14 protein-coding genes, 1 pseudogene and 1 riboswitch are annotated in these 18,060 nt (G+C 67.9%); of the genes and pseudogenes, 5 read left to right on the top strand and 10 right to left on the bottom strand.

Annotated features, from left to right (window positions below; translation table 11 throughout):
- The 9 genes and pseudogenes from VF794_RS36510 to VF794_RS36470 form a co-directional block, all read right to left on the bottom strand.
- Window positions 1-325 (bottom strand): annotated as a pseudogene (locus VF794_RS36510) (hypothetical protein); the annotation flags it as partial.
- Window positions 326-336: 11 nt separating this feature from the next.
- Entirely contained in the window at window positions 337-1,959 is a 1,623-nt protein-coding gene (locus VF794_RS36505) for a hypothetical protein (RefSeq protein WP_331117768.1), read from the bottom strand.
- 78 nt (window positions 1,960-2,037) lie between these two features.
- Entirely contained in the window at window positions 2,038-3,459 is a 1,422-nt protein-coding gene (gene ahcY, locus VF794_RS36500; protein ID WP_331117767.1) for an adenosylhomocysteinase, read from the bottom strand.
- 73 nt (window positions 3,460-3,532) lie between these two features.
- Window positions 3,533-3,603, bottom strand: a riboswitch (S-adenosyl-L-homocysteine riboswitch).
- Window positions 3,604-3,724: 121 nt separating this feature from the next.
- Window positions 3,725-4,921 carry a cytochrome P450 gene (locus VF794_RS36495; RefSeq protein ID WP_331117765.1) on the bottom strand — a complete coding sequence of 399 codons (1,197 nt, stop codon included), beginning with the start codon at window positions 4,919-4,921 and terminating at the stop codon, window positions 3,725-3,727.
- Window positions 4,922-4,988: 67 nt separating this feature from the next.
- Entirely contained in the window at window positions 4,989-5,915 is a 927-nt protein-coding gene (locus VF794_RS36490) for a hypothetical protein (RefSeq protein ID WP_331117763.1), read from the bottom strand.
- Between the two features lie 150 nt (window positions 5,916-6,065).
- Entirely contained in the window at window positions 6,066-6,758 is a 693-nt protein-coding gene (locus VF794_RS36485) for a hypothetical protein (protein WP_331117761.1), read from the bottom strand.
- Between the two features lie 131 nt (window positions 6,759-6,889).
- Window positions 6,890-8,677, bottom strand: a complete 1,788-nt coding sequence (locus VF794_RS36480) for a vWA domain-containing protein (protein ID WP_331117759.1) — start codon at window positions 8,675-8,677, stop codon at window positions 6,890-6,892.
- A gap of 32 nt (window positions 8,678-8,709) precedes the next feature.
- The gene (locus VF794_RS36475; RefSeq protein ID WP_331117757.1) at window positions 8,710-9,297 is read right to left on the bottom strand and encodes a heparan-alpha-glucosaminide N-acetyltransferase domain-containing protein; all 588 of its coding nucleotides are present in this window, start codon (window positions 9,295-9,297) and stop codon (window positions 8,710-8,712) included.
- Window positions 9,294-9,824: a DUF3105 domain-containing protein gene (locus VF794_RS36470; RefSeq protein WP_331117755.1), complete on the bottom strand. Its 531-nt coding sequence runs from the start codon at window positions 9,822-9,824 to the stop codon at window positions 9,294-9,296. The genes VF794_RS36475 and VF794_RS36470 overlap by 4 nt, the downstream gene beginning before the upstream one ends.
- A gap of 150 nt (window positions 9,825-9,974) precedes the next feature.
- On the opposite strand from VF794_RS36470, the gene uvsE reads away from it, so the two are divergent.
- Entirely contained in the window at window positions 9,975-10,898 is a 924-nt protein-coding gene (gene uvsE, locus VF794_RS36465; protein WP_331117753.1) for a UV DNA damage repair endonuclease UvsE, read from the top strand.
- Between the two features lie 11 nt (window positions 10,899-10,909).
- Window positions 10,910-11,947, top strand: coding sequence for a proline iminopeptidase-family hydrolase (locus VF794_RS36460; RefSeq protein WP_331117752.1), 1,038 nt, complete (start codon window positions 10,910-10,912; stop codon window positions 11,945-11,947).
- On the opposite strand, the gene VF794_RS36455 is transcribed toward VF794_RS36460, so the two are convergent.
- Entirely contained in the window at window positions 11,948-13,873 is a 1,926-nt protein-coding gene (locus VF794_RS36455; RefSeq protein ID WP_414641006.1) for a penicillin-binding transpeptidase domain-containing protein, read from the bottom strand.
- 291 nt (window positions 13,874-14,164) lie between these two features.
- On the opposite strand from VF794_RS36455, the gene VF794_RS36450 reads away from it, so the two are divergent.
- The 3 genes from VF794_RS36450 to VF794_RS36440 form a co-directional block, all read left to right on the top strand.
- Window positions 14,165-14,623 (top strand): hypothetical protein, encoded by a 459-nt coding sequence (locus VF794_RS36450; protein ID WP_331117748.1) that lies wholly within the window; start codon window positions 14,165-14,167, stop codon window positions 14,621-14,623.
- The gene (locus tag VF794_RS36445; RefSeq protein WP_331117746.1) at window positions 14,620-16,155 is read left to right on the top strand and encodes a hypothetical protein; all 1,536 of its coding nucleotides are present in this window, start codon (window positions 14,620-14,622) and stop codon (window positions 16,153-16,155) included. Before VF794_RS36450 ends, VF794_RS36445 begins: the two co-directional genes overlap by 4 nt.
- Before the next feature lie 183 nt (window positions 16,156-16,338).
- Window positions 16,339-18,060, top strand: a 1,722-nt coding sequence (locus VF794_RS36440) for a serine/threonine-protein kinase (RefSeq protein ID WP_331117744.1), incomplete at its 3' end; no start/stop codon positions are given.

Genomic DNA, 18,060 nt, shown 5'->3' with positions numbered 1-18,060 from the left:
ACCCGTGCTGATACCACGGGTCACTCCCGTATTCGGGCCAGTGCCCGAAGTCACAGCCCGACAGTCGCCCCTTGAATCGGCAACCCTTCAGGGATGCTGTTATCCAGTCCTGGTGGTTCTTCAACTCCTGTTTGACCTCGAAGGTACAGTCGATGAACCGGGCTTGCTTGATGATCAGGCGACTCGCGGGAACCTTCAGGACGACGGTGCAGTTACGCAGCGTCAGGTTGGTGCTGAGGAAGTAGAGGGAGTTCTTGTCGGTCAGCTCCAGTCGCTCGTTTTGGATTTCCCGCTCCCTGAAGACGACGTTGGTGAGCCACTCCATGACCGACCCTCTCAGAAGGTGAGCATCCGGAACAACTCGCCCGCCAGGCGCCTGCCATGTCGTGCCAGGTTCGACTCCGTCCCGGAAAGAATTTCGTACTGGCGGCCCGTCGCTGGGTCAACCACGTCGATGCCCTTGTTGAGGCTGAATTTGTAGAGTTCCTCGAACCGTCGTTTCACCTGGCTTTGCACGTAGCGCCCCCGGGCCTCGCGCTCCAGCAGCCGCGCCAGCCAGTATTCGCCCTTGTCCAGGGCCTGTTTGATGGCCTCTTTCTCCGCGGTCGAGAGCCTATCCGGCCCCCAATCCTTGGCGGCCTTGGTGACGGCCTCCTGGAGCAGGTCCCCCACCTTGTCCTCGGCGGGAATGTCCGCGGCCGACTTGCCGCGTGGCAGGTGCCAGCGCTGGCCGTCGCTGAGTTCCACCTGCCGGTTGCCGCCCCGGTGACGCAGGACGGTTGCGGAGGAGCGGCCCCCAGGGACCGTTTCCGCCCCACTGCCCGCGCCCTTCTTGAGCAGCACCACAGCCAGGGGGCCCTGGGGAGAGGTGGCCACCGTTTCCACCGTAGCCACCGCCCTGGCCAGCGCGCCCTCCTGCACGAGCGCCGCCTCCACGGCCTCCACGCGCCCCATGACAGCGCCGCCGCCTTGAGCCTCGAACTGCGCTCCCGCGAGGCTGTAGCCCGGAAGCGACTTCACCCGCGAGGCCACCTGCCCCAGCGTGTGCCCGCTGAGCGTGGCCACCGCGAGAATCATGGCCCGGGCCGCGTCCTCGCCCAGCACCTTGCCGAACTCCTCGCCCGCCGCCCGCAGCTCCTCGAAGGTGCTGGCGTGGTGCACCGTGTCGGCCATACGGGCCCACCCGTCCATGAGCCCATACATCGTCTGGAGTCCCAGCCACCCCATGAGAATGAGGGTGAGCGTGGCGGCAACGGCCTTGGTGCTGGGCTCGGGCACCACCCACAGCATGCAGTAGAGGGCCACCGTCCAGACGACCATGGACACGAGCGCCGACACGTTCAGCAGCTCGCGCCCCAGTGCCTCGCGTGTCTCGTCGAGCACGGTGCCGAAGGCGAGGGCGAGGGCCAGCGTGCGCCGGTCATCCGTGCGCAGGTAAGGACCGTCGTCCAGAAGGCCCAGGCAGTCGCCGCCCCCCTGGTGCTGGCACCACTGGAGGTACTTCTCCTTCAAGGCTTCATCCGCCTCGGGGGTAAGGCGAACCGGGCCGTCCTGCTTCTGCGGCACGAGGGTGTAGCCCTCGCCTCGGTACACCTCCAGGTTCCAGTCTCCTCGGCTCGCCACCGTCTCGACATCTTGAGAGTGCCGCGGCAAGAGGCTCAGCAACTCGCGGGCGACCTCCTTGGGAGTCCTCCGCCCCAGCCGCACGTCGCGAGAGAGGCGCGGGAAGGCCTGCTGGAACTCGGCCTTGTTGATGGGCACCGGCCGGGTGGCGACGGCGCCGGGCTCCAGGAAGTCCACCACGTACACGGTGGCGGATTCGAGGCCGGGCTCCGCCGTGGAAGCCACACGCACCGTGGCGCACGCGGACTGGAGGACGAGGACGATGAGGGCCCAGGCGCCAATGCAGGGGCCCAGTCGCGCACCCATGGGGCGAGCGCCAGGAAGACGGGTGGACACGGCGCACCTCCACGACCGCAACGAAACGGCCCCCAGTGCCCGAGGGCACTGGGGGCCGCGGAGGAACCACGGGGCCGCTTAGTAGCGGTAGTGGTCGCTCTTGTACGGCCCTTCCTTGGGCACGCCGATGTACTTGGCCTGATCCGGGGTGAGCTCGGTGAGCATCGCGCCCAGCTTGGTGAGCTGGAGGCGGGCCACCTTCTCATCCAGGTGACGGGGCAGCATGGTCACGGTGCCCGGCTTGTACTTGCCCGGGTTGGCGAAGATCTCCACCTGCGCCAGCACCTGGTTGGCGAAGGAGGAGCTCATCACGTAGCTCGGGTGACCGGTGCCGCAGCCCAGGTTCACCAGACGCCCCTCGGCCAACAGGATGATGCGCTTGTTGTCCGGGAAGATGATGTGGTCGACCTGCGGCTTGATGTTCTCCCACTTGTACTGCTTGAGGCCCGCCACATCGATCTCGTTGTCGAAGTGGCCGATGTTGCACACGATCGCGTTGTTCTTCATCCGCTTCATGTGGTCGTGCGTGATGACCTGGTAGTTGCCCGTCGCGGTCACGAAGATGTCGGCCTTGTCCGCCGCGTACTCCATGGTCACGACCCGGTAGCCCTCCATGGCCGCCTGGAGCGCGCAGATGGGATCGATCTCGGTGACCCACACCTGGGCCTGGAGGCCGCGCAGCGCCTGCGCCGAGCCCTTGCCCACCTCACCGTAGCCGGCGACCACGGCCACCTTGCCGGCGATCATCACGTCGGTGGCGCGCTTGATGCCGTCCACCAGGGACTCGCGGCAACCGTAGATGTTGTCGAACTTGGACTTGGTGACCGAGTCGTTGACGTTGATGGCGGGGAACTTCAGCGTCCCCTCCTTGGCCATCTGGTACAGGCGGTGGACGCCCGTGGTGGTCTCCTCGGTGACGCCGTGGATGGCCGCCAGGTTCTTCGAGTACCAGCCGGGCCTGGCCGCGAGCTGCTTCTTGATCGCGGCGAAGAGCAGGGTCTCCTCCTCGCTGCCGGGCTTGGCCAGCACGGAGGGGTCCTTCTCGGCGCGGGCGCCCAGGTGGAGCAGCAGCGTGGCGTCGCCACCGTCATCGAGGATCATGTTGGGCGTGCCGCCGTCGGCCCAATCGAAGATGCGGTGGGTGTAGTCCCAGTATTCCTCCAGCGACTCGCCCTTGTAGGCGAACACGGGGGTGCCACCCGCGGCGATGGCGGCGGCAGCGTGATCCTGGGTCGAGAAGATGTTGCAGGACGCCCAGCGGACCTCGGCCCCGATGGCCTCCAGGGTCTGGATGAGCACCGCGGTCTGGATGGTCATGTGGAGCGAGCCAGCGACGCGCGCGCCCTTGAGGGGCTGGGTCTTGGCGAACTCGTCGCGGATCGCCATGAGGCCGGGCATCTCGGTCTCGGCGATCGCGATCTCCTTGCGGCCCCAGTCGGCCAGCTTGATGTCCGCGACCTTGTAATCGGTGAACTTGCTCAAATCGGCTACAGCCCGCATGCATTGCTCCTGAAGTGGCGGGGACTGGATGAGGTCGGACGGGTCATGCTCGCCTCCCGGGCATCCAGCCACGAGTCAGCGAGCGCCGTTGCACGAACCTGAGCCTGGCGGGGTCGAAACCCCGTTGCAGCGCTCCTCAGGATGCGAGGCACCCTAATGCAGGAGGGCCCCTCTTCGCCAGTGAAGTAAACACCGCTGGATGATGAGCGGACAGGCGGGCACGGGGTGGAGGGGTCCCGAACCCCTCGGACGCCCTGGCTCCGCCTCAGGCGGGCCACACCTCGACGGGCAGCGTCTTGGCGCCGCGGATCGTCAGGGAGGGGACCCAATCCACACGCTCCGTGCGCAGCTCCACTCGGCCCACTCGCGCGAGCAGCACATCCAGGGCCACCCGTGCCTCCAGTCGCGCCAGCGGCGCACCCAGGCAGAAGTGGATGCCATGGCCAAACGGTAGGCTCTGCTGCCCCTCTCGATCGATGTTGAAGCGCTCCGGGTCGGGGAACTGGCGTTCGTCATGGGTGGCCGAGGCCTGCAGCAACAGCACCGGCGCTCCCCGTGGAAGGTTCACGCCCCCCAGCACCACGTCCCTGGTGCATACCCGCAGCGTCGCTTGCGAGGGCGGCTCGTAGCGCAGCACCTCCTCGATGAAACGGGGGATGAGCGAGGGGTCCGCGCGCAGCCGAGCCATCACGTCCGGATGTGCCGCCAGCATCCGCGCGCTGTGGCTGAGCAGGTTCGTCGTCGTCTCCAGGCCCGCGAGGAGCAGCAGGAAGAGGAAGCCCATCAACTCCTCGTTCGTCAGCGACTCCCCGTCGACCCGAGCCCGGATCAACTCGCTCACCATGTCGTCACCCAGGGCCGCACGGCGGTTGTCCAGCACCTCCTGGAGATACGTTTCCATCTCCACCACGGTGCGGCGGCACTGCTCCTGCTGCCGGGTGTCGTCCGGCCGGGTGCCGCCAATGGCGATGATGTCATTCGCCCAGAGCTTGAAACGCGAGTGCAGCGAGGGATCCAACCCCAGCAGCGAGCCGATGACGCTCGCGGGCACGGGCATGGCGAAGTCCTCCACGAAGTCCACGGAGCGACGGTTCAGCAGCTCGGTCACAAGCTCCCCCGCGCGGGCACGAATGCCCGGCTCCAGCCGGGCCAGGGTCGCGGGGGTGAAGGCGCGGCTGACGAGCGCCCGCAGCCGCCCGTGCTTCGGCGGATCCAGGAAGAGCATCGAGTCGGAGACGGGATTGGATCGTCCGAGCCAGGGTGCCTCCGTCGCCAGCCGCATCCCCTCGGAGGAGAAGAGCTGGGGTGTCTTGAGCACGTGAACCACGTCCTCGTATCGACTCACGGCCCACATCCCGCCGGGATCCACCTGACACACAGGCGCGTTGCGACGCAGCTCCGCGAAGAACGGGTATGGGTTTTCCCGAATCTCGGGCGCCATCAGGTTCAAACGATTGCTCATCTCGACTCCCCCTCGCGCTGCCTTCGACTTCCGGGCACCCTATCTTATCTTGGAGCCCGCCTGGGGCTCACGCTCCCGAGCCAGCCCGCGACCGCTGCATGAAGTCGCGCGCCACCGCGGCATCGATGACCAGAGCGCCCAGGAGGTAGAGCCACGGGCCGGCGTGGGAAGCCAGCCCGACGATTCCCCAGAGCGTGACAGTGCCGGCGAGCACGGGCAGGAGCCACGGCGGCAGCGCGGCCCCGGCTCGACGCCCTCGGGTGAGCATCACGAGCCCCCCGAGCAGGAGCACCGCCACGGACGCGAACGGACGACCCCGGCCGGAAGAGGCGTACGCGGAGACGTAGTTCGTCCACATGTTGTACTGGTACTCGTAGTGGTCCTCGAACTCCCGGATGAAGCCACCCGGCTTCCACTCGCGCACCAGGACGGGCTGGACGCCGCCGAGGTAGTAGCCGCCGCCCTGGCGCCAGGTGAGCAACAGCGCCACCGCACACACGAGCGCGCCCGCGAGCACCCAGCGGCCCAGGCGTCTCTCCTCGGGAGAGGGCGTGCCCTGCTTCGCGCCGAAAGCGGCGAGTGCGCGCCGCTGGTCGTAGCCAAGCACGATGGCGGCGAGCACCCAGAGCAGTGGCACGAGGCCGAGGCTCAACGAGAGGAACGCCTGGACGAACGTGAGCACGGTGAAGGCTGGCAGGAAGAGGGGGTACTCGGCCAGACGCGCCGCGCGCACCGCCGGCTCCGGGAGGGGACGCCCCGCGGCATGAAGCTCTCGCACGCCGATGAGCACGCTGCTGGCGAGCATCACCACCGACCAGCCAAGCCCCACGCCCCAGAAGAACTGCAGCGCGGAGAGCAGGACGGCGAGTGCCACGAGTCCCGCGCCGAGCAGCGAGAGAGAGCGCCCTGGGATGCGCTCGCGCAGGCGCGGGTCCTCGAGCACGGACTGCACGGCCTGGGCCGTCTGTCCCGCGGCACGCCGGGTGGCCTCCATCGCGGCGGCTGCCTCCTTCGCCACCTGGGGAGGAAGCCCCGGGCTCGCGGGAGCGACGCGCTTCCCGCAGTGGGCGCAGAACCGGCTGTTCGTCGACGGAAGGGCTTGGCCGCAGTGCTCACAGGACATGAAGCCCGAACCTACTCCACCTCAGGCGGGGCGACGCTGTCGGAAGAGGCCCGCGGGCCCGGCGGACTCCCGATTGGCCCGTGCCACGGAAATGGCCAGGAACACGAGCAGCCCCACGATCAGCCCACCCGCGAAGGTGAGGAGGAGCAGCCAGGGCCGGACGGCCTGGAGCAGTCCCTGGGCCGCCCCCCGGCTGAAGGACGCGCCGAGCTGGGACACCTGCATGTCCCTGCACGCCCGGGCCTCCTTTCCTTGGAGCCCCCCACACTCGGGGAAGAGGGTGCCGAGTTCGTTGCGCGACTGCTGGATCATCGAGGAGGCCACCTGACCGGCGGTGGCCGACAGACTCTGGGCCAGGGGTCCCGTGCCATCGGGTCCGAGCTGGCGCTCCAACTCCGCGCTGAACGCCCGGGTAACCTGTGAGGCCAACGAGGGAACCGGCCCCAGGCCGCCCGGCCCCGGCCCCGATCCACCCGTCCCGGTGGAAGCCACCGCTCCACCGGCCCCCGGCTCGGTAAGCCCCTCGAGAGCCCCCCGCGTTATCTCTCCGGCCGTACGGCGGCTGGCGGCATCCCTCTCCTGGGCGAACTGGTCCTTCTCCTCGCGGATCGCCTCTAGAGCGCCTTCGGTGGTGTGGCGGGCGACCGTGGCGCAGGCCAGCACGTTGGACAGGCATACGAGCGCGAACAGGCCCACGAGGTTCTTCCTGGCCATCACGTCTCCCTCCGGTGGTTACCCTCCCCATGACTCATGGCCATCCATGAAGGCAGGGGCCATGTGCATGGGTACAAGGCGGGAAGGAACGTACTCGCTTGCCTGGGTGTGGCTGACGCCTGCCTCGTGGCTCAGCGTCCGTCACGAGCCACGGCGTTGCCCAGCAGGCCGCGCGCGCGGGTCACCAGCTTCACGAACTCCTCGCGGTCCGCGTTGCCGTCGGTGGATCCCTCGGCGAGCTTCTGCACGGTGGCCAGGTTCCAGCCCTGGGCGCTCGGGCTGCCACGCAGCACGTCCGCCGTGGCCGCCACCGCCAGCGCGAAGCGGAAGTCCGGCGAGGCCGTGTCCAGCGAGGCGCGCAGCATCCGCTGCTCGAAGGGGAAGGCCTGCTCGGCGGCCTCGGTGCCGTTGGGGGCCTTGGCGCGGATGCGCACCGTGCCCAGCGGCGCCTTCTCTCCCGTCAGCTCCACCTCGTAGAGCGCGGTGACGCTGTGGCCCGCGCCAATCTCGCCCGCGTCCACCTTGTCATCACGGAAGTCCTTGTCGGCGATGTCGCGGTTCTCGTAGCCCACCAGCCGGTAGCTGCGCACCACCTTGGGGTTGAACTCCACCTGCACCTTCACGTCCTTGGCGATGACCTCCAGGGTGCCGGTGAGCTGCGTCTCGAAGACCTTCTTCGCCTCCTTGTAGCTGTCGATGTAGAAGCAGTTGCCGTTGCCCTTGTCGGCCAGCTTCTCCATCAGGTCGTCCCGGTAGTTGCCCATGCCGAAGCCGATGGCGGACAGGGTGACGCCCTCCTTCACGAAGCCCTGGATGCTGTTGAGCATGGCGTCCGGGGAGACGTTGGGTCCGATGTTGGCGTCACCATCCGTGAGCACGACGACGCGCGACACCACGTTGCCCGAGACCTTCTTCACCGCGTGCCGGTACGCCATCTCCATGCCCGAGCCCATGGCCGTGCCACCACCGGACTCCAGCGAGTCGATGGCCTTGAAGATGCGCTCCAGGTCCGTGGCGGGGGTAGGGGAGAGGACGTCCCGGGTGCTGCCAGCGTAGGTGACGAGCGCCACCGTGTCGTTCTCGTTGAGGTTCTTCACGGCGACCTTCATCGCCTCCTTGGCCAGCGGCAGCTTGTCCTGCTGATTCATGGAGCCGCTGGTGTCCACCAGGAAGACGAGGTGCGCGGGCTTGCGCTGCGAGCGCGAGACGACCTTGCCCTGCACGCCCACGCGCACGAACTGACGGTTGGCGTTGAAGGGCGAGGGAGCGCCCTCCAGGTGCACCGTGAAGGCGCCCTGCTCGGGCGGGGTGTAGCGGTACTTGAAGTAGTTGACGAACTCCTCGACACGGACGGCCGCGTGCGGCGGCAGTGCGCCCTGGTTGAGGTAGCGGCGCGACACCGCGTACGACGCCGTGTCCACGTCCACCGCGAAGGTGGAGAACCGGTCCGTGGCCGCCTCGGTGAAGGCATTGGCCGCGTGCTGGGTGAAGCTGTTGCCCTGGGACGGGGGCTCCGCCGGCTGCAACTGGGCTCCCCCATGAGGAGGAGGTGGCGGTGGAGTCCTCATGGGAGGGGCCGGGGCCTGGGCGGCAGCGCCGGCCGCCACCGCCATCGCCTCGGCGCGCTTCGACTCGCGACGCATCTCCTGGGCCATCACGGGGGCGCCCGCGGTGGCGGGGGCGGGCTTCGCCGGAGCTGCCTCCTCATCCTTGGGCGCGGCCTGGGCCAGCTCGACCCCGAGGTCGTCACTGCTCACGGGCGAGGGGTCCTGCCGGGACTCGCTCGGCTGGGACTTCCAGGCGACGGCCTCCGCGGTGCCTCCAGCGGTCTTGGGTGAGGACATGCACCCGGGGACGAGGCTCAAGGCGAGGGCGGCACTTCCCCAGCGGGACAGGCGGTTCAGTTTGGACGATGGCATGAGCGCTGGAACGCACCAGCGTCGATTCCGGTCTAACGCGGCCGGGCGAATTTCTGCCCGAAGCTCCCGGCCAGGGTGTCGGCCACCGTCCGCGCCCCCCGACGCACGGCGTCGAGAAGCGGGTCCATCGCGCGGCACAGCCCGTACGTCAGGCCGATGAGCACCCCCGTCAGCAGCGCGTACCGCCCCCAGCCGCCGCAGTGGCCCCACACCACCTGGAAGGAGAAGCCGAAGACTCGGAAGTAGAGCAGCGCCTCGTGGAAGAAGTACGCGGACAGGGACGAGGTGCCAAACGTCTCCACGAAGCGGCGCACGCGGGACGGCGCGGCGGTCGAGGTCGTCCGCCACTCGAGGCCCACCAGCCCGAGCAGCACGAGGCACACGCCCCGCCTGCCTCCCGCCGCGCTGCGCACCAGCAGCATCGCCAGCGCGAAGCCCGCGGAGAAGAGGAACGCTGGAGCCACCAGCCCGTCGAGCTTGAGCAGGAGCTTCGTGGTGTGGCTCTGGCGAAGCTCCGGGCGGAGCAGCACCAGCGCGTGACACTGGATCATGAACAGCACCGCGATGCCGCGCAGCCAGTCGATGGCGCGGACGCGCTCGTGGGTGGGAGAGGGATTCATGGGGAGCAGCTGAGTTCCGGCTCGGGAGCGTCGACGTCCTGGAGTTTCAACAGGCAGCGCACGGCGGTGGGGTCCACGGTGTCCGAGACCCAGGAGCGTCGCCAGAGGAGGGCGGCCACGCGGTTGGGAATCCGCGAGTCCGGGGCGACCACGGCGCGAAGCACGCCATTGCCTCCGCGGCTCGCCTCCTGTCGGAGGGAGTCCAGCGTGGCCACGACGTCGGGGCAGCCCTCGGGGCAGTTGTAGAGGAAGACCGCGTGCCCGTGCTCCAGGTTGTGCAGCCACACGCACCGGTTCTGCTCGGTGTCGTAGGTCTTGCAGCTCAAGGTGCTGGAGCAGTGGTCACCGCTGGTGGGCGGGTTCAGCCCGTCTCCGCACGCGGTGCTCGTGCAGGTGAGGTGCCTCGCGGACGCGGGAGGGGGCGAGAGCGGGAGCTCGTAGCTGGAGCAGTCGGGCTCGGTGATACCGCAGGCGAGCAGCGGAAGCAGCAGCAGGCAGGGGAGGGCGGCACGGTGGAGCGGGGGCATCGACGGCCCCCTCTTAGCGCATCCGCCCTTTCCGAGCACGCGCGGGTCCGCTCGTGCTCCTGGCCGCCCTCGCGGGGGGATGGGTTGGTCACCCCCCGGTCGGGTTCAGCGAGCCTGTGCGACTTTTCCCACGAGACGAATCCTAGAAGGGTGCGAGAAGGACTCTCTACATATCGTCTGGGCTACGTCGCCAACTGTCTGTCCATCGAGCTGGGGGCCAGCCATACCTGTCGGCTCGCGGGTGCCACTCCAGAGCGGCTGGAGGCGCTCATCGAGCAGAACCTCTCCGAGCTCGAGCAGATCCTCCTCTTCAACGAGGCGAAGGGCATCGAGTTGTTCCGGATCGGCTCGTCGCTGATCCCATTCGCTTCGCACCCCGTCAACAAGCTCCAGTGGTGGCGCAAGTACGCGCGCGACTTCGATCGCCTGGGTCATATCGCCCGGCGCTCGCGCCAGCGCCTGTCCCTGCACCCCTCGCCCGCGGGGGCCTCGCTGACGTCCGTGCACCAGCGGGTGCGCGACGCGGCGATCGCCGAGCTGCGCTACGGCGCCCGGGTGTTGGATCTGCTCGGCCAGGGGCCCGAGGCGCGCGTGGTGCTGCACCTGGGCGGAGCCGCTCCCAGCCGTCCCGAGGCTTTGGACAACGGGCATCGCATGCTGGACGCCATGCCCGGGGAGATCCGCGATCGGATCGTCATCGAGCACGATGACAAGGTCTGGAGCGCGCGGGAGGTGGCTCCACTGGCCCGGGAGCACGGGGTGCCCTGGCTCGCGGACAACCTGCACAACGCCATCAAGCCCTCGGAGCCGGAGATGCCACTGGCCGAGCTGCTGCGCGAGTCGGCGGCCTCGTGGCGCGCGTTGGATCTGCGGCCCAAGTTCCACCTGGCGAGCCAGAAGCCGGAGGGCAGGCCAGGGGCGCACGCGGACCGGATCGACCCGAATGACTTCCGGGCGGTGGTGGAGGCGCTGGACGGTCCGGCGGACCTGATGCTGGAGGCCAAGGACAAGGACCTGGCGCTCTTCGCCCTGCGCCAGGAAGCAGCGAGCGAGACGGAGCCCGCCACGGTGTAGTCTGCCGCGGCATGAAAACCACCCCTCTCTGGCTGTGCGCACTCGGTGCGCTCCTCCTCCAGGCCTGTGCGGCGCACACGCCCGCCCCTTCCCGTTATTTCGACTCGAGCGGTCGCCCCGACGTGTTGAGCGGCGGCGCGCGCCGCATCGAGATCTCCACGTCGCAGGGCAGGTTCAACGTCTGGACGAAGCGCGTGGGCAACAACCCCACCGTCAAGGTGCTCCTCCTGCACGGAGGCCCCGGCAGCACGAGTGAGTACTTCGAGGCCTTCGACAGCTACTTCCCCGGTGCGAGCATCGAGTACTACTACTACGACCAGCTCGGCTCGTTCCGCAGCGACCAGCCCGACGATGCGAAGCTCGCGGCGCTTCTCGGCACGGAGCACTACGTCGAGGAGGTCGAGCAGGTGCGCCAGGCGCTCGGCCTGAACAAGGACAACTTCTTCCTGCTGGGCCACTCCTGGGGCGGCATCCTCGCGCTTGAGTACGCGCTCAAGTACCAGCAGAACCTCAAGGGGCTCGTCATCTCCAACATGATGGCGAGCATCCCCGCGTACAACGAGTACGCGAAGAACGTGTTGATGCCTCGGATGGACCCGAAGGTGCTCGCCGAGGTGCAGGCGCTCGAGGCGGCCAAGGACTACACGAACCCGCGCTACATGGAACTGCTGACGCCCCACTACTACGAGCACCACATCCTGCGCATGCCCTCCGCCCAGTGGCCCGAGCCGGTGGTGCGCTCGTTCTCGCACATGAACCCGAAGGTCTACGTGCCCATGCAGGGCCCGAGCGAGATGGGCGCGAGCGGCATCCTGGAGAAGTGGGACCGCACGAAGGACCTCGGGTCCCTCACCGTGCCCACGCTCACCATTGGCGGGCAGCATGACACCATGGATCCCAAGCACATGGAGTGGATGGCGGGCCAGGTACGGCACGGCCGTTACCTGTACTGCCCTCAGGGCAGCCACATGTCCATGTACGACGACCAGCGGACGTATTTCGCCGGCCTCGTGCGCTTCATCCAGGACGTGGACGCGGGCCGCTTCTAGTCACAGGGCCGCGGCGAACTTCGCGGCGATGGGTGCGGCGACTCGGCCACCCACGCCGCCGCCCTCCACCAGGACGGCGAAGCCGATGCCGTTGCGAAAGCCGATGAACCACGCGTGCGTGGGCAGAGGGGTGCCGCTTCCGAACTCGGCGGTGCCCGTCTTGCCGGCGAGCCCCATCACCCCCGCGGCCGCCCGGCCCGTCCCCTCGGTGATGACGGCGCGCATCAGCGCATTCAGGGGCACACGGGTTCCGGCCGCGAGCGAGGCGCTCGGACCGTTCTCGAGGTCGGCCAGGAGGTAGGGCGCGCGCCATCTGCCAGACTCGGCCGCCGCGGCGACCGAGGCCATGTGCAGCGGCGTGGCCAGTACACGTCCCTGCCCGATGGCGGCCGCCGCCAACTCCGCCTCGTCCCGGGGTGGGGGAAACGAGGCGCCGGGGGAAGGCAGCCCCGCGCGGTACTCCACGTCGAAGCCGAAGCGGCGGGCCGCGGACCCGAGTGCTTCCACCCCAAGCCCGGTGGACAGCATGACGAAGGCGGTGTTGCACGAGTGGGCGAAGACCTGGCGCAGGCGGGTGTTCCCGAGCGCCTCGCCCTCGAAATTGCGGAACGTCTTACCGCCCACGGACGCCCCGGCCGGGCACGACACCGGGGCGTCCGCGCTCATTCCCCGGGCGATCAGCGCTTCCGCCGTGACGACCTTGAACGTCGAGCCGGGCGGGTAGCGGCCGGTGAGGGCCCGGTTCAACGGCTGGTCGAGCGGTCGGCTGGCGACGGCCAGGATGGCGCCCGTGTCCGTGTTCACCGCGACGAGCGCCGCTGGTGAAATTATGCCCTCGAGTGCGGCCTCCGCGGCCGCCTGCACTTCCGGGCGCAGCGTGGTGTGCAGTGGCGTGCCGGGCGTCCCCTCGAAGCGGTGGAGGACGCGCGCCTCGCCGGAGGGGCGGGTGAGGCGCACCTCTCCGGAGGGGCTTCCCCCGAGCTGTGGCTCATACGCCAGCTCCAGCCCGGACAGGCCCACGATGTCTCCTGTCTGGTAGGTCGGGCCCAACTGCGCGAGCAGCTCGGCTGTCACCTCGCCCACCCGACCCAGGGTGTGCGCCGCGAAGCCCTCGGCCGGGGAGAGCCGGGCTGTCTTGCGGCGGAAGAAGATGCCGGGGACGGGCGCCAGCGCCGGACGCACCTGCTGGTAGCGCTCGGGTCGCACGTCGATGAGGGGCAGGAAGTGCTCGGGTGCCACGCCCGGCGCGTTCAGCGACTTCTCCAGCCGCGCCGGGTCAACGCCCAGCTGCGTCTGGAGCGCCGAGGCGACGGCGGCGCGATTCTGGATGCGCCGGGGCTCGACACCAATGGTGATGACCTCGCCCTGACGGGTGAGGGGCTGGCCGTCTCCATCGAGGAGGGCGGCGCGCTCCGAGCGCGTCCTCGTGCGGGAGAAACGGTCGCCCTCGCGCAGCTCCGGGTGCAGCACCGCTGGAGTCCAGCGCACCCACCAGCGCCCTTCGCGGCGCACGAGGCGCAACGTGCCGTCCACCTCCCACTCGCCCAGCCCGCGCAGCACGTGGATGGCGCGGAAGGTGACCGTGGCGCTCTCCGCCTCTCGCTCGACGCGGCCGGGCTCGAAGCGGGAAGAGAGGATGCGCAGCTCATCGCGGAAGCGCTGGTGCTGCGTTTCGAGGTTGGCGGGGGGCTCGGCCACCGTGGCCCGCAGTGCGGCGAAGTCGCCCGCGGCCCATGCTCCCAGGTAGGCCTGGGCCCCATCGAGCGGGTCATCCCCAGGCCGCCCCCGCACGGACACGCACGAGGCCAGCAGCACGGCGGCCGCGACGTTGACGACTCCAACCCTGCACCCTCGCCATGACACGCGCCGCACTGTGATGCGGGCAGGCGGCGAGTCAAGGAATACGGCGGCGCCTCTCCGCTCCATCAGGGGCCGCTTCCAGAACCTGAAGCCCCCAAGCGCCCAGAGCGTGACGCTTCAGGTAGGGGCGTGTTGACGCGGTAGAACCTCCAACCCAGGCTGTCCCTCATGGATCCCAGCACGGTCGCCCAACGGCTCATGGCGTCAAGCCTCAGCCTGTTGCTTGTTTCTTGCAGCGCCACTGGGTTCGTACCCGCTCCGTCAGGCTCAGCGGACTTGTCCCGCTACGTGCTCGTCATCCAGGAGGGCCCGGAGGGTCAACTGTCCCACTCCTGGCGGCCCCTCAGCAGCGTTGACGTGTCCAAGTACCCGTACCACACGAGCAACAGCAGCCGTTTCGAGGGAGAGATCGTACGTGCCTCCTTCAACCGCGATTGCGAGGCGGAGCGTGATGAATGCGAAAAAACGTGCAAAGCCAGCCTGAAAGGTCGCAACTGGACCCACGCAAGCGACGGCTCCAAGGATGAAATGTGTCGTGGGAGGTGCAGGCCGGCCTATCTGGATTGTTGCAAGCTCAAGGAGTTGGCCGAAGCCAGCAAGCTTCGGCTCAGCTTCCCCGTCGTTGACAGCGCGGTCGACTGGCTGAAGCAGCACCATCGCGAACTGGCGGTGGGCACCGTCGTCGTCATCGCGGGTGTCGCTTTCGTGGTCGTTGTCGCTGGTAGTGGGGGCGGGGCCCTGGTGCTCGCGCCAGCCGTCTTGCTGGTCTCCTCCGGTGCGTCCTCAGCGCATGTCTTCAATCGGGTGGAACAATGACGACCTTTTCTGATCTCGCGGAGGCACACGCTGTGATCAAGCGGAGCTGGAGTCTGGATCAGTCCCCCGAACAGGCGCGAATTCTGGGTCTGGCACGAGATGCTCTGGATTTCATCTCCGCCACCGGCCAGCGGTATGACTTCGAAGACTTCTTCAAAAGCGCCGACTCCAGCCGCGCCCCGCTTGAAGGAGGCACCGCGGAGTTGAGGGAGCGCATGGACAGGTCGAGGCGCTTCTTCGAGAAGGTTCGTGATGAGCCGGAATCCGCCGAGGAAGTTGCTCAGAGTCAGGCCATCCTCGACACGCTTCGCTACATTGAGTCAACCGGACAGCAGGATGCGTTCGCTGACTTCCTGGAGCATGTCGAGGCCAACGCGCCTCCCTTCATCGTGGCTGCGTTTGATACGCGGGAGGATGCGGATGCCTGGCTCGCGAGCCACCCCCGTCCACCAGACCCCGCCCGCGTGCTCGTCGCGAACGAGTACCGCGATGTCGTTTATGGGCGCGAAACGAACTTGCGCTACTTGCCGCGCAACCATGTTCTTGTTCTCCAGAGGTATTTCAAGGATCTCGAGGAGAAGGAGCAACCCGTTGTCGTGGCCTCCTTCGACACGCCAGAGGAGGCGGAGTCCTGGTGGAGGGCGCAGGCCAATCCAGCCAGACGGGCGTGGGTGAGGGTAGGGGACGAACTCTACCTCGCGGCGTATTTCCCCAACATCCACCACCGAACCCTGTTCCCCCGTTCCCCCCTCTGCGTCCCCTTTCGCGCGGGTGGAACAACGAAGACCCTTGATGATCTCGGCAACGCGCACCCTGCGATTGGGCGGCGCTGGAGTCCGGACCAGTCCCCCGAGCAGGCGCGAATTCTGGGCCTCGCACGAGACGCTCTGGATTTCATCTATGCCACCGGCCAGCGGTATGACTTCGAGGACTTCTTCAAGAGGCCCGACTCTAGCCGCGCCCCGCTTCAAGGCGGCACCGCGGAGTTGAGGGAGCACATGGACAGGACGAGGCGCTTCTTCGAGAAGGTTCGTGATGAGCCGAAATTCGCCGAGGAAGTCGCTCAGAGTCAGGCCATCCTCGATACGCTTCGCTACATTGAGTCAACCGGCCGGCAGGACGCGTTCGCTGACTTCCTGGAGCACGTCGAGGCCAATGCGCCTCCCTTCATCGTGGCTGCCTTTGACACGCGGGAGGATGCGGACGCCTGGCTCGCGAGCCATCCCCATCCTCCAGATGCCCGCGTGCTCGTCGCGAACGAGTACCATGATGTCGTTTACGACCGCGAAAGGAACTTCCGCCGCTTGCTGCGCAACCGGGATCTCCAGTCGTACTTCGAGGAGATCGAGGAGAAGGAGCACCCCGTTGCCGTGGCCTCCTTCGAGACGCGAGAGGATGCGGAGTCCTGGTGGAGGGCACAGGCCAATCCAGCCAGGCGGGCCTGGGTGAGGGTGGGGGATAAGCTCTACCTCGCGGCGTATTTCCCCAACATCCACCACCGAGCCCTGTTCCCCCGTTCCATGGGGCCGTGAGGGTGGGTGTCTCCACCCCGCTCGTACCACCTCAGTCGTAGTCGACTACGAGCGAGGTGCTGAAAAGGCGTACATGACTTCTCCCGGAATGTGGGGAGATGTGGTTTTTCAGTCGTAGTCGACTACGACTGAAGGGGGAGGGCTGGGAGGCTGCTAGGGTCCACCACTTCGGAGGTAGGTTCCGTGGGAGTGGTCTTCCGGCATCCCGAGCCCGGCGAAAAGGTCGGCGACTATCGCATCGTGGAGAAGCTCGGCGCGGGTGGTTTCGGCACCGTCTTCAAAGCGGAGCGCGCGGGCCTGTTCTTCGCGGTGAAGTTTCTCTGGTCGAACGAGCTGGGCGCTCGCGAGCGGCGGGAGATCAGCATCCTCCTGCGCCTCGATAACCCCTATGTCGTGCGCTTCCGTGCGTGCGACAGGTGGCTCGATCCAGAGCGTGGTCCCCCCTACATCGTCATGGATTACGTGGAGGGGAGGACGCTGCGGGAGTGCGCCGAGGTGGACAATCCCTCGGCGCGCGAGTCGGCGCGCATCACCCTGGGGGCCGCACTCACACTCGGAGAGGTTCACCTCGAAGGTGTGTTTCACCGAGACCTCAAGCCCGAGAACATCCTCATCCAGGGCAGGAATGAGCGGCCCGTGCTGATCGACTTCGGAGTGGGCTCGTATGTCGGAGCCCCCCTCGTCACCCGGAACGGCGCACTCCCGGGCACCCACGAGTTCCGCTCGCCCGAGGCGTGCCTCTTCAACCGGGCGAACACCGAGCTGGCGCACTACGAGTTCAGCGCCACGGACGAACTGTGGGCGCTCGGCGTCACCTTCTATTGGCTGCTGACCAACGTGTTGCCGTTCGGCGACAGGCACGACCGGAAAGCCGGTGGCCTCACGGAGCGGATCATCCACCAGCGGCCCCTGGCTCCGCACGAACTCAACCCGCGTGTGCCGCGAGCCCTCTCCGACATCTCCATGAAGATGCTGGAGAAGCGGACGGAGGACCGTTACGCGAGCGTCGCGGAGCTGTGTGCGGCCCTGGATGGCGCATTGGCCGACGCCGAGGCGGACGCGAGCTGGGACCTGCCCCTGTTCGAGCCAGACGAGCCTGTCACGATGGCGCCCCCGGTTCCGAGGGAGGAGGGCGAAGAGCCCGCTCGCGCCGCTCCAGGGGTGTCTGTCACTCCACGGGCTTCGACCCTGGTTCCTGGGCTCGCGGCAGTGGTGCTCGGCGCGCTCCTGTTCGTCTGGGTGCTCCATTTCCAGTCCGGCTCGGCCCCACTCCACACGTCATCCGAGGCCCTCCCGACGCGACAAGCCAAGTCTGGTCATGAAGTGGCTCCCCCCTCGACGCCGCTGGATCTTCCAGTTGGACACGGCGCGGGGCCCATCCCGGGCTCCACCTCCGCGCCCGTGATGATGACGATGCCTCCCAAGGACGACAGCGAGAAGCCCCAGCAGAAGAAGCAGAAGGTTCGCTCACGCGTGGCCAAGGTCGGCCTGGTCTGCACGACCCTGACCGGATGTACGGCGGCGGCACCCCAACACGTGGTGCGGCCCACGCCGGAGCCCGCCCCATGTCCGGCCGGTGCGGTCGAGACGATGAAGAAGCTCGGTATCGCCTACACAACACACGACGCTACGTTTCTCACTCCCAGGACGATGAATCTCACCGTGCAGGAGGGGGACACCACCATCAAGGTGCTCTTGGATTGGCAAGGGCTGCCCGGCGATACCCTCCTGTACGGGCGGTTGATCTTCGGCGAGGGGCGCGTCTTCGGGAGACTGACCGAAGCCAGGACGCCGAGCGGAGACACGTTCAAGGTCTGCTTGGAAGTATGGGACATCGAAGGCGGGCGAGGCGTTATTCGGGAACCGGATGGCGGACCGGGGCTCGCACGAGTCTTCTCCTCGGTC

Origin of the sequence: Archangium sp., assembly GCF_036389735.1 — a bacterium.
GTDB lineage: Bacteria > Myxococcota > Myxococcia > Myxococcales > Myxococcaceae > Archangium.
The sequence above is the reverse complement of the archived record's forward strand: the minus strand, read 5'-3'. Positions and strand labels throughout refer to the sequence as shown.